The organism is Clostridium sp. (assembly GCF_021443865.1).
Classification (GTDB): domain Bacteria; phylum Bacillota; class Clostridia; order Clostridiales; family Clostridiaceae; genus Clostridium.
On sequence record NZ_JABUTB010000084.1, the window covers coordinates 3,642 to 15,444 of the forward strand.

General features: G+C 25.8%; 14 protein-coding genes. 13 read left to right on the forward strand and 1 reads right to left on the reverse strand.

Annotation, left to right across the window (positions count from 1 at the left end; genetic code table 11):
• The 7 genes from sepF to HUJ77_RS12750 form a co-directional block, all read left to right on the forward strand.
• A partial coding sequence (gene sepF / locus HUJ77_RS12725) for a cell division protein SepF (protein ID WP_291709200.1) occupies positions 1-262 on the forward strand: 262 nt, incomplete at its 5' end.
• Between the two features lie 48 nt (positions 263-310).
• Positions 311-529 carry a YggT family protein gene (locus tag HUJ77_RS15455; RefSeq protein WP_366033424.1) on the forward strand — a complete coding sequence of 73 codons (219 nt, stop codon included), beginning with the start codon at positions 311-313 and terminating at the stop codon, positions 527-529.
• A complete protein-coding gene (locus HUJ77_RS12730) occupies positions 522-1,292 on the forward strand; it encodes a YlmH/Sll1252 family protein (RefSeq protein ID WP_291709202.1) in 771 nt (256 codons plus the stop codon). The genes HUJ77_RS15455 and HUJ77_RS12730 overlap by 8 nt, the downstream gene beginning before the upstream one ends.
• Positions 1,293-1,308: 16 nt before the next feature.
• Positions 1,309-1,905, forward strand: a complete 597-nt coding sequence (locus tag HUJ77_RS12735) for a DivIVA domain-containing protein (RefSeq protein WP_291709203.1) — start codon at positions 1,309-1,311, stop codon at positions 1,903-1,905.
• Positions 1,906-2,014: 109 nt separating this feature from the next.
• Complete coding sequence (locus tag HUJ77_RS12740) at positions 2,015-2,929, forward strand: RluA family pseudouridine synthase (protein WP_291709204.1); 915 nt, start codon at positions 2,015-2,017, stop codon at positions 2,927-2,929.
• Positions 2,930-2,939: 10 nt separating this feature from the next.
• A complete protein-coding gene (gene pyrR, locus HUJ77_RS12745) occupies positions 2,940-3,476 on the forward strand; it encodes a bifunctional pyr operon transcriptional regulator/uracil phosphoribosyltransferase PyrR (RefSeq protein ID WP_291709205.1) in 537 nt (178 codons plus the stop codon).
• Positions 3,477-3,490: 14 nt separating this feature from the next.
• Entirely contained in the window at positions 3,491-4,648 is a 1,158-nt protein-coding gene (locus HUJ77_RS12750) for a class I SAM-dependent RNA methyltransferase (protein ID WP_291709206.1), read from the forward strand.
• A gap of 66 nt (positions 4,649-4,714) precedes the next feature.
• On the opposite strand, the gene HUJ77_RS12755 is transcribed toward HUJ77_RS12750, so the two are convergent.
• The gene (locus HUJ77_RS12755; RefSeq protein ID WP_291709207.1) at positions 4,715-6,463 is read right to left on the reverse strand and encodes an NFACT RNA binding domain-containing protein; all 1,749 of its coding nucleotides are present in this window, start codon (positions 6,461-6,463) and stop codon (positions 4,715-4,717) included.
• A gap of 93 nt (positions 6,464-6,556) precedes the next feature.
• Between HUJ77_RS12755 and dapF the strand changes: the two genes are divergently transcribed.
• The 6 genes from dapF to HUJ77_RS12785 form a co-directional block, all read left to right on the forward strand.
• The gene (gene dapF, locus HUJ77_RS12760; RefSeq protein WP_291709208.1) at positions 6,557-7,375 is read left to right on the forward strand and encodes a diaminopimelate epimerase; all 819 of its coding nucleotides are present in this window, start codon (positions 6,557-6,559) and stop codon (positions 7,373-7,375) included.
• Positions 7,376-7,388: 13 nt separating this feature from the next.
• Entirely contained in the window at positions 7,389-8,375 is a 987-nt protein-coding gene (locus tag HUJ77_RS12765; protein WP_291709209.1) for a hypothetical protein, read from the forward strand.
• 134 nt (positions 8,376-8,509) lie between these two features.
• Positions 8,510-9,892, forward strand: a complete 1,383-nt coding sequence (locus HUJ77_RS12770; RefSeq protein WP_291709210.1) for an ATPase, T2SS/T4P/T4SS family — start codon at positions 8,510-8,512, stop codon at positions 9,890-9,892.
• Entirely contained in the window at positions 9,867-10,919 is a 1,053-nt protein-coding gene (locus tag HUJ77_RS12775; protein ID WP_291709211.1) for a type II secretion system F family protein, read from the forward strand. The genes HUJ77_RS12770 and HUJ77_RS12775 overlap by 26 nt, the downstream gene beginning before the upstream one ends.
• Positions 10,919-11,398, forward strand: coding sequence for a type II secretion system protein (locus tag HUJ77_RS12780; RefSeq protein ID WP_291709212.1), 480 nt, complete (start codon positions 10,919-10,921; stop codon positions 11,396-11,398). The genes HUJ77_RS12775 and HUJ77_RS12780 overlap by 1 nt, the downstream gene beginning before the upstream one ends.
• Positions 11,395-11,803, forward strand: a 409-nt coding sequence (locus HUJ77_RS12785; protein ID WP_291709213.1) for a type II secretion system protein, incomplete at its 3' end; no start/stop codon positions are given. The genes HUJ77_RS12780 and HUJ77_RS12785, both read left to right, overlap by 4 nt.

Consider the following 11,803-nt stretch of genomic DNA (forward strand, 5'->3'; position numbering starts at 1 on the left):
TAAACCAACTAATTATGATGATGCTAGAGAAATTGCAGATGCTATTAAAGCAAGAAAAATTGTTTTAGTAAATGCAACAACTTTAGAAACTAAAATAGCACAAAGATTAGTAGACTTTATAAGTGGATCTTGCTATGTTTTAGGAGCAACTTTACAAGAAATAGAACAAAGGGTTTATTTATTATCACCATCAAATGTTGAGGTAACAAATGAACTTAAAAATGAATTAAGTTCTAAAGCATTATTCAACTGGAACAAGTAGGAGGAGATTTATATAAATCTAGTTTTTTTCATAATAAGATTATTAACAATAGTTTTAGAAGTAACTATTCTGTCAGAAGTAATACTATCTTTATTTCCAAGGCTTAAAGAAAGTGTTATTTATAATATAATTACATCATTTAATTATCCAGTTTTAAAGCCATTTAAAACTATACAAAGTAAGATTTTTAAGAATAATATTATTGATTTTTCTCCTTTATTTGCAATTATGATGTTATCTTATATAAGGATATTATTTAATGGTTAATAAAGAATATATTCTTAAAAATTTCACTGATGATGATGTAAATGAAGCAATAAAGATATATGAAAATTATAAATTAGCAGTTGAGAAGGATATTACTATTTTCTCAAATAGTTTTTGTTCACCTAACATTTGGAGCTTCTTTCAAAATAATTGTGGAAGTAGCAATTTTACAGTTGCTGCTAATGGGATATTTGAAGAAGCTGAAAGAAGAATAATAGCATTTAATAATATATATGATATTAAATATCCTTTAGAAGTGTTAGAAATAAAAAATAAATCTAATTTTTCTAAGTTAAGACATAAGGATTATTTAGGTGCAATACTATCATTGGGAATAGATAGAAATAAAATTGGAGATGTAGTTGTAAAGGAAGATAAAGCTTATGTTCCTGTAATGGAGGATATAAGTAGTTATATAGTAAATAATTTATCTTCTATTGGAAAATCACCTGTAGAAATAAATCTTTTATATAATTTAGAAGATTTACCATCTATAGATTTTGAAGAAATTTCAATTAATGTGCAATCATTACGTTTAGACAGTGTTATTGCAAAACTTACAAATGTGTCTAGATCTAAAGCCATAGACTTATTAGATAGTAGTAAGGTTTTAGTTAATTACGTTAAATCAAAAGATAAAAGCCAGGAGCTTGTAAAAGGAACTAGGCTAACCATAAGAGGAAATGGAAAGTATATAATTGGAGATATAATTGGTGAAACGAGAAGTGGAAAACAAAGAATTATAATAAAAAAATATATATAATAGTAGAGGTGATTTTATGAAGCTTACTCCAATGGATATAAGCAATAAGGAATTTAAAAAGGGATTTAGAGGTTATGATAGTGATGAAGTTGATGAATTTATAAATGAAATCATAGAAAATTATGAAGAGCTTTATAAGGAAAATTCAAGGCTTAAAGAAAATTTATCAAGATCAAATGAAAAATTAGAACACTATGTAAAAATAGAAAATACTATACAAAACACTTTATTATTAGCACAAAATGCGGCAGAACAAGCAAGAGCAACATCTCAAAAGGAATCTGATATGATTCTAAAAAATGCTAATGACGCAGCTAAAAAAATAATTGATAAGGCTCATAATGATGTAGTATCAATTAATGATGAATATGAAAAAGTAAAACAAGAATTTATAAAGTTTAGAGCAAAATTCAGAAACTTTATGAATGCACAAACTGAAACCTTTGATGAATTAGAAAAAGACTTAACTAAAAATTATAATGTTTCTGAACCTGTAGAAAAGTTAGAAAAGGAAGAAAGTATAAATTTATCTCATAAAAATATAGTAGAAGCTGAAGAGATGTATACTGAAGATATGGATGAAATTAAAAGCTTTTTTGCACAAACAGAATAGAAATCCGTTTAAAACGGATTTTTTTTTGTTTTAATGAAGTATATCTATTGAGTGTAAAGTTTTGATATATTATAATGTGTTAAGAATTAAAAAATATGGAGATTAATTAATGGATAAATTATTTTTTAAAATAACAAATGAAAATGATATAGGATTAAGAATAGATAAATACTTATCAGCTAATATTGAAGGGAAATCTAGATCTTTTATACAAGGGTTAATAGATTCAGATTCAGTTATTGTAAATGAAAAGAAAATAAAGAGTAATTACAAATTAAAAGACAAAGATATAGTAGAAGTAGTTATGCCAGAGCCAGTAGAATTAGATGTAAAGCCTGAGAAGTTAGACTTAAATATTATTTATGAAGATAAAGATATAATAGTATTAAATAAACCACAAGGTGTAGTTGTTCATCCAGCCCCTGGAAATTATTCAGGGACTTTAGTAAATGGATTATTATATCATTGTGATGATTTGTCTGGAATAAATGGAGTAATTAGACCAGGAATTGTACATAGAATAGATAAAGATACCTCTGGAGTATTAGTAATTGCTAAAAATGATGAAGCACATAATGCCTTAGCAGAGCAGTTTAAAGAACATAGTATAAAAAGAGAATATTATGCTTTGGTGGAAGGGAAATTTAATAATTTAGAAGGAACTATAGATAAACCATTAGGAAGAAACAAAAAGGATAGATTAAAGATGGCTATAGTAGAGGATGGAAAAAGAGCTGTAACACACTATAAAGTATTAGAGCAGTATAATAATAATACATCTTTAATTAAATGTATTTTAGAAACAGGTAGAACTCATCAAATAAGAGTTCATATGGCCTCCATTGGACATCCTTTAGTAGGAGATCCTTTATATGGAAGTAAGAAGCAAAAGTTTAAACTAAATGGGCAAGTTTTACATGCTAAAACCCTAGGATTTATACATCCTACATCTAAGGAATATGTGGAATTTGATTCTGAGTTACCAAAGTATTATTTAGATTTACTAGAATTATTAAGAAAATAGAGGTGATAAAATGAAATTAAAAGCAAATTTATTAGATGACAAAGCAATAAAAAGAACTCTAATTAGAATATCTCATGAAATAATTGAAAGAAATAAAGGCGTTGAAGATATAGTTTTAGTAGGTATTAAAAGAAGGGGATATCCATTAGCAGAAAGAATTGCTAAGAATATAGAAAATATTGAAGGAATTAATGTACCTGTTGGGTCTGTTGATATAACTTTATATAGAGATGACATAACAGAAATTAAGGATAGTCCAAGAGTGAATAATTCAAATTTAGGTGTAGATATAGTTGGAAAGAAAGTTATATTAGTAGATGATGTATTATACACTTGTAGAACTGTAAGGGCAGCAATAGATGCTGTAGTTGATTCTGGAAGACCAGCACAGATTCAATTAGCTGTATTAATTGATAGAGGACATAAAGAATTACCTATAAGAGCAGATTATGTTGGTAAGAATATTCCTACTTCTAAAAGTGAAATTATAGCAGTAGAAATAGAAGAAATTGATGGTTTTGATTCTGTTAAAATATACGAAGGATAAAAAAGGAGAAGAGTATGGAATATGATTTAATTGCTACAACTACCTTTGGGTTAGAAGGTATAACTGCAAAGGAATTAAAAGCTTTAGGATATGAGGACTTAAGAACAGAAAATGGAAAGGTGCATTTTCAAGGAGATGAGATGGATATAGCAATAGCTAATATTCATTTAAGAACCGCAGATAGAGTATTAATAAAAATGGCGGAATTTGAAGCAAGAAGCTTTGAGGAATTGTTTCAAGGTACAAAGAATGTTAAGTGGAGTGATTTGATTCCTATTAATGGAATTATGCACGTAAATGGAAAGTCTGTTAAGTCAACTTTGCATAGTGTACCAGATTGTCAATCTATAGTAAAAAAAGCTATAGTTGATAGTATGGCAAACTCTTACGGAATAACACAATTTTCAGAAGATGGACCATTATATAAAATAGAAGTATCTATTTTAAAAGATGTTGTAACATTAACTATAGACACATCAGGTCCTGGATTGCATAAAAGAGGATATAGAGAAGAAGCTGGAGTGGCACCTTTAAAAGAAACTTTAGCAGCTGCTATGGTATTAATTTCTAGATGGAAAGAAAATTTCACTTTAGTAGATCCATTTTGTGGTTCAGGAACTATATTAATAGAAGCAGCAATGATTATGCAAAATATTGCACCAGGTTTATGTAGAACATTTACTTGTGAAACTTGGCCAACTATGGATGAAGATATATTTGAGCAAGTAAGAGAAGGTGCAGAAAGAGCTATAAAGAATAAAGATATAAAGCTTTTAGGTTATGATATAGATGGAAGAATATTAAAGGTTGCTAGAAGTAATGCTGAAAAAGCAGGAGTTTCTAAATATATAGAATTCCATAGAAGAGACTTTAAAGACTTCTCAAATAGCGATAAGTATGGCTTTATAATATCAAACCCTCCATACGGAGAAAGACTTGGAGAAAAGAAGGAAGTTGAAGAACTTTACAATGTATTCGGTAAATTCAAGAGAAGATTTTTAAACTGGGATTATAATATATTAACTTCTTATGAAAAATTTGAAGTTCCTTTTGGAATTAAATCAAGTAAAAATAGGAAGCTTTATAATGGAAAACTAAAATGTTATTATTATCAATACTTTGATAATGAGCTAATAAAGAATGATGGAGATATGCTTATAAATCATATATAAAGTTATAGCTGGATAAAAAATAGTCCTTCAAATATCAGAATGATTTCTAATATTTGAAGGACTTTTTTATTTTATTATCTTATTATTTTCAAATTTAAAGTCATTGTAACTACTTGGTTCAGTATAAATTGTATAATTAGTATGATATATCACCATTCCTGGCTTAGCACCATTAGGTTTTTTAATATTTTTAACAATAGTATAGTCTACTGGTACCTTTGTAGAGTTTTTAGCTTTACTATAATAAGCTGCAAGTATAGCTGCTTCTTCTATAGAGGCATCACTTGGATTATCACTACATAAAATTACATGTGAGCCAGGTATGTTTTTAGTATGAAGCCATAAATGATTCTTATTTGCAAATTTTAAAGTTAAATAATCGTTTTGAATATTATTTTTCCCAATATAAATATCAGTTCCATCAGAAGAAATTAAGTGGATAGGCTTAGAAGCTTTATCCTTTTTATTGTTTTTAGAATTACCTTTAAATTTTAAATATCCAGTTTCAGTTAATTCTTTTTTGATATCATTTATTTCAATATAATTTTCACAATTTATTATATTAGTAAATACTGAATTTAAATATTCTAACTCTTCTTCATTTTTTTCTAATTGTTCAATAGCTGATTCTTCTGATTTTTTTAACTTATTATATTTCTTATAATAACTTTGTATATTTTCTGAAGGAGATTTATTTTCATCTAATTTTATAGTTATATATTCTTCTTCTTCTGAATTATAAAAGTTTAGTACTTTAATTTGTTTATCGCCCTTATTAATCATATAAATATAGGAAGTTAATAAATCACCGAAAATCTTATATTTATATTTTTCATCACATTCCTTCAAAATGTTTTTTAATTTCTTTGCTTTATTATTACATCTATCTATATTTGTAGCAACTAATTTTTGTAAATCTATACTTCTACTAAGTAATCTATCTTGTTTATCTTTAATAGTAAAAAATTCATCTAATAATAGATTTGGGTTATCAAAATTTATTTTAGAGTACTTATTTTCATATAAAGATAAATCAATACAATAAAAGTCTTTAAAAATATCATTTTCTTTATATATATTAAATGAAAAATTATTTTCAATATTTTTTATAAATATTTTGAAGAAATTAAAAATATTATAGCTATTTATGTTATCATTATCTTGTAGGAAATTTATATATAAGCTTCTAGATAATGGTTTCCCTATACCTGTAAAAGTATTTGTGAAAAAAAATTCATCTATAGCTATTCTATTATTTTCTAAATATAAGTTATAATCATCTAAAGAAAAATTAAATGGATCTAATTTTTGAGAAATAGGAGGATATACATAGCTTATTCCTGGATATAAAACTCTATAAGTGTTTACATCTGAAGAAATATGCTTAATACATTCCATAATTTTATTATCTCTTTCTCTAACAAGAGTAATATTGCTATGTCTTCCCATTATTTCGACTATCAATATATATTTACTATCAAACCCTAACTCATCAGTAGACTCAATATGCAACTGAATTATTCTATCTCCATTTAATTGAGTTACATTAGTGATTCTACCTCCAATTAAATACTTTCTCATTACCATAGTAAACATTGGTGCTTGAAGAGGGTTTGGTTTGCTTACATTAGTTAAATGTATTCTAGGGAATTTAGAAGAAGCAGAGATTAATAATTTTATATTTTCTCTATCCTTTCTTAGTGTTAAAATTACTTCATCTTTTTCTGGTTGATTAATTTTATCTATTTTACAATTTAATATTGATTTTTTAAAATCATGTAATAAACTATATAAGTAGATACCATCCAAAGCCATAAGTATCATCCTTTCTTTGGTAATAACATAAGGATAGTATAACATTTAATAGTGAATCTTATCAATGGAATAAAAGTTAAAAGGAGGGATTTTATGAATTTTATAAAAATGCAAGGCTTAGGTAATGATTTTATTTTAATAGATGATATGGATGAAGTGTTAGTTGATAGAGAAATAGAACTAGCAAAAGAAGTTTGTCATAGAAGGTTTGGTATTGGTGCAGATGGACTAGTGATAATTAGAAAGTCTAGTATTGCTGATGCTAAGATGGTGATAATTAACAGTGATGGTTCAAGAGCAAATATGTGTGGAAATGCTATAAGATGTTTTGCAAAATATTTGTATGAAATTAAGATGATTAAGAAAGAAAAATTTAATATTGAGACAGGGGATGGAGTAAAGTCTGTTAATCTATATATAAATGATAATAAAGTTATTTTAGTTAAAGTTAATATGGGAAAAGCTAGTTTTGAAGGTAAAGATATACCTTTAAAAGATAAGAAACAATTAATTGATCAGGAAGTAATAATTAATAATAAATCTTATAAATTAACTAGTTTATTAATGGGTGTACCACATACCATATTAATTAATAATAACAATGAATATTCTATTGAAGATGGTAAAATAATAGAAAAGTATGATATGTTTATAGAAAATACAAATGTTAATTTTGTAAATATAATTGATGAAAGAAATATAGAAGTTCAAACTTGGGAAAGAGGAGCAGGTGCTACCTTAGCCTGTGGAACAGGGTGTTGTGCATCTGTGGTTGCCTTAAATAGACTTGGAATGTGTGTAGATAAAGTTAATGTAAAAACCTTAGGAGGAAAATTAGAGGTTCAGCTTAATAATGGAGATGTTTATATGATTGGGGAAGCAGGATTTATTTGCAGGGGAGAATTATTGTAGTAAGAGGTAAAAGATGAATTGTAAAAGAAAAAGAAAATATATCCTAGTAAGCTTAATTATATTGATAACTAGTATTAGCTATGGTTGTAAAAGTGAAGTTCAAGAAAAAGAAAGTATTAAACTAAATAATGGATCAGTTGCTATTGATAATAATGGAAATTATAAGACATACAATTTAAATAATGGACTTTATGAAGAGATAGAAGCAGATTATATTATTACTTCTTATGATTCTAAAAGTAACAACTATATATTTAATGAAGAAGGAGAATTCAAAGTACATTATTCAGGTGAAGAAAAATTAATTGATGAAGATAATGAGATTTTTTCACCAAAATTGTCTCCAGAAGGAAACTACTTAAGCTATTTCTTAAAGGATATATATTTAAATTTAAAGGTACAGGATCTTAAAAAAGATAAATTTATAGCTATTAATAGTAGTGTATCTATATCTGGAGAATTAATAGACTGGTATAATAGTGAATCTTTAGTTTACTATGGAATTGACGATTCAAAGAATAATGGAATTTTCATATATAATATAGATAAAAATGAAGAAAAATTGATTTATAAGCTAGATTCTGGATATGTAGAGTACCTAGAGGTTTTAAATGATGGAGTAGTATTTTTACAACAAAAAGAAGGAAAGAAAAAGACATTAAAGTTTATAGATGGAAATGGCGAGTTAAAGGATTCAATTGAAAATATAATTGATATAAGTGATGTAGAACATACAGATGGTAGTATATATATAATAGGAAAAGTTGAGAATAATAATTATTCATTATATGAATATAATGATGAGAAGGTAAAAAGATTGGTATATGATTTTCCTAAAATAATCAATTTAGATAAGGGATTATCAAAAGATTCTAATGGAAATATTTTATTTATAGGCGGAGACGAACCAAATGTAGAAAAAGTTTATATTTGTGAAGATGGTGCTATAAGTGAGTTAAGTGATATAGAAGGAAAATACTATTTTATAAATTATAATTAAGGATATTTATATTAAATTATGAATATCCTTTTTTTGTTTTATTAAATCAAACTTAAAAGGAATAAAAACACTTTGTTGGATAATATTGTATAGAAAATTACTGTATTGGGTATAAATTAAAATGGTGATTTAAAATGGATAAAATAAATGTGTTTGAAATTGATTTAAACATTGCTAGAAAGCTAGGAATTAATAAGATTAAAGATAATTGTATTTTACCAATAAAAGTTAAAGAACAAAAGATATTAGTACTCTCCAATAAGGAATACTTAGAGAATATAGATGAAATTGAGTTTATATTTAACAAAAAGGTTAAATTAATTGAAGCAAGTTATGAATATATTACAGATTTAATTTACAAGGTGTTCTTAGGAAAAGAAGAAAAACTTTTAGATATTATATTATCTAAAGGGATAGTAGAAAGGGCTTCTGATATACATTTTGAACCTGTAAGAGAAGAAGTTTTTATAAGAATAAGAATAGATGGAGTATTAGTACCCTTTGCAAAGATTAAAAATGATGAGTATCTGAAATTACTATCAAAAATCAAGATTATAGGAAATATGGACATCACTGAAAAAAGAAGACCACAAGATGGGAAAGCCTTTATAAAAATAGATGAACAAGATTATGATTTAAGACTCTCAACTATTCCTATTATTTATGGAGAAAAGTTAGTTATTAGAATTTTATATGGAGAAATCTTCGAACATGACATAAGTAAGATAAATATGAGTAATTATCAAAGAGAAAAATTAAAGAAAATAATATCCATTAAAAATGGACTTATTCTAATTAATGGTCCAACTGGAAGCGGAAAATCAACGACTTTATATTCAATACTAAAGGAAATAAATAAAAAGGAAATTAATATAACTACATTAGAGGACCCTGTAGAAGTTATGATAGAAGGAATAAATCAAGTTAGCTTAAATAAAAAAGCTAATATTACATTTTCTACTGGACTAAGAAGTATATTAAGACAAGATCCAGATGTAATAATGATAGGAGAGATAAGAGACGAAGAAACTGCAAATATGGCTGTTACAGCATCTTTAACAGGTCACAAGGTTTACTCTACAATTCATACTAAAACCCCTAAAGAGGTTTATTTTAGGTTAGAAGATATGGGAGTAAAATCATATTTAATACGTGATTCACTAATAGGAATAATATCTCAAAGATTAGTTAGAATACTATGTGATAAATGTAAGGAAATCCATAATAATATTAATATGAATGGTAAAATGATAAATCTTTACAAATCGAATGGATGTACTTATTGTAATTACTCTGGCTACAAAGGAAGAAAATCAGTTAGTTCTGTAGTGCATATAGATAAGAATATAAAAGAATCAATTTCAAATATTTACCAGGAAATAAAAGAACTTAGTAATGAGGAAATGATAGTAAACCTTTCTTACTTACTTGAAAAGGGATATATATCTTGTGGTGATTATAATAACTTTCTATTAGAAGAGGATTTAAACTATGATGAAAATAAAATTATTATATAAAAAAGTTAAGTATGATGATTTATCATTAATATCTGGGAATATTGCAATGTTATATAAAGAAGGAATATCAATGCTTATGATTATGGATTTACTTAACGAATTACCTATAAGTAAATCCTATAAAGAAAGTGTAATTAAGTGTAAAAATTATATTTTAGAAGGAAAGTCCTTAGAACAATGCTTTAAAAATTTTCCTGATTTGTATCCTGATTTTTTTGTAGGTATGATTTCAATGGGAGAAAAGAGTGGGAATTTATATAAGGTATTGAAGGGCTTAGAAGAATATTGTAATAAGATTATATTTATTAAAAGTACTATAAAGAATGTTCTTTCTTATCCATTATTAATTATAGCTTCTTCAATATGTTTGGTAGCCTTTATAATACTGTTTACAATACCAATATTATATGATTTCTTTATTAGTCTAGGCACAGGTGTTCCTTTTATATGTAAGTTATCATATGATCTTTCTAACTATATTAAAGGAAATCCGATTATATCAATTATTTATATATTTAATTACTTCATATTGTTACCCTGGTTTTTAGGTAAATATTATCTTAAAAATATATTTAGAAAATTAATTAATAAAATTCCTGTATATAAGGATTTTATTGAATATACATTTGTTTTATTGCTTTCAATTATATTAAAAAGTGGCATTAATCTATCAGAAGGACTTATATATGCAACAAATAGCTTTAAAATAAAAGATTTAAAAGAAAGATTCAATTATTTAAATTTAAGTATTTTAAATGGAAATTCAATTTCAAATAGTTTAGAAGCTAGGGGAAGCTACTCTAAGTATACAATTTCTATTGTAAAGTTAGGTGAAGAGGGAGGCTCTATAGATGAGAGGCTTGATTCTTTATCTTTATATTTAGAAAAAAATCTAATATCAAAGATAAATAGAGGCATAGCTTTGTTACAACCAGCTTCAGTTATTTTTATGGGGGGATTTGTTATTACCTTCTTAATTATTTTTATACTTCCACTTTTTTCTGCAATGTTTGAGGTAGGTTTTTAATGAAAAAGGGTTATACATTAATTGAATTAATAGTAGTTCTATCCATAATTACAATATTTTCTTCTATAGTAGTTATAAATATTGGGAAGGTTAAAGAAACAATGTATGATATACAATTCAAAAATATAGAAGCAGAAATAAAGTCCTTATTAAGTTTTGGAAAAGCATATTGTCGTAACAATAATGTCCCAGGGGAAATAACTATAGGATTAGATCGTAAAACAGTATTATTTGAAGTTACTGGTACAAAGGCACCTATTATTAAAAGAATTAATTTAGGTGAAGGTATTGAAGTGTTAAGCAATATTAATTCTTCAGGAAGTTCAAAGAATATAAGTGCTCAAGGATATATAAAATCTGCAGGTAAAATAACAATTAAAGGTAAAAATAAAAAATCTGAAATTACTATAAGTGTAGGAAGTGATGTTATTAGAAGTACTATAAAAAATGATGAAGAAGAGAGTGATATTATAGAATGAAAAAAGGCAGTACTTTAATAGAATCTATAATATCAATGGCAATTTTATTAATTGCCTTAACTTTAAGCACACAGATTTTTGCTATGTCTTCAAGGTCTATAGCAGTAAGAATAAATAAAGAAAAAGCTAATAGGGTAAGTTATGCTATAGAAAAAGAAATTAAATATAATATAAGATTTCAAGATATAAAAAACACACTTGTAAATAATAAATTATCCTTAAAATATAGAGAGAATATTTTAGAGGAACTATTAACAGAATCTATTTTATCTTTAGATAGAGAAAGCAGACTAGAAACAAAGGATACAATAATTATTGAAAAGAAAAATGAAAATTCAGTAGAAAGTAATTACGAAATATTAACTTTTAAAATAACCATTTATGATTCAAATGGAGGTATATTAA

Bases quoted from the DNA above. Each gene is read 5' to 3' on its own strand.
- HUJ77_RS12730 (WP_291709202.1), top strand. From the start codon at position 522: ATGGTTAATAAAGAATATATTCTTAAAAATTTCACTGATGATGATGTA.
- HUJ77_RS12735 (WP_291709203.1), top strand. From the start codon at position 1,309: ATGAAGCTTACTCCAATGGATATAAGCAATAAGGAATTTAAAAAGGGA.
- HUJ77_RS12740 (WP_291709204.1), top strand. From the start codon at position 2,015: ATGGATAAATTATTTTTTAAAATAACAAATGAAAATGATATAGGATTA.
- pyrR (WP_291709205.1), top strand. From the start codon at position 2,940: ATGAAATTAAAAGCAAATTTATTAGATGACAAAGCAATAAAAAGAACT.
- HUJ77_RS12750 (WP_291709206.1), top strand. From the start codon at position 3,491: ATGGAATATGATTTAATTGCTACAACTACCTTTGGGTTAGAAGGTATA.
- HUJ77_RS12755 (WP_291709207.1), bottom strand. From the start codon at position 6,463: ATGGCTTTGGATGGTATCTACTTATATAGTTTATTACATGATTTTAAA.
- dapF (WP_291709208.1), top strand. From the start codon at position 6,557: ATGAATTTTATAAAAATGCAAGGCTTAGGTAATGATTTTATTTTAATA.
- HUJ77_RS12765 (WP_291709209.1), top strand. From the start codon at position 7,389: ATGAATTGTAAAAGAAAAAGAAAATATATCCTAGTAAGCTTAATTATA.
- HUJ77_RS12770 (WP_291709210.1), top strand. From the start codon at position 8,510: ATGGATAAAATAAATGTGTTTGAAATTGATTTAAACATTGCTAGAAAG.
- HUJ77_RS12775 (WP_291709211.1), top strand. From the start codon at position 9,867: ATGATGAAAATAAAATTATTATATAAAAAAGTTAAGTATGATGATTTA.
- HUJ77_RS12780 (WP_291709212.1), top strand. From the start codon at position 10,919: ATGAAAAAGGGTTATACATTAATTGAATTAATAGTAGTTCTATCCATA.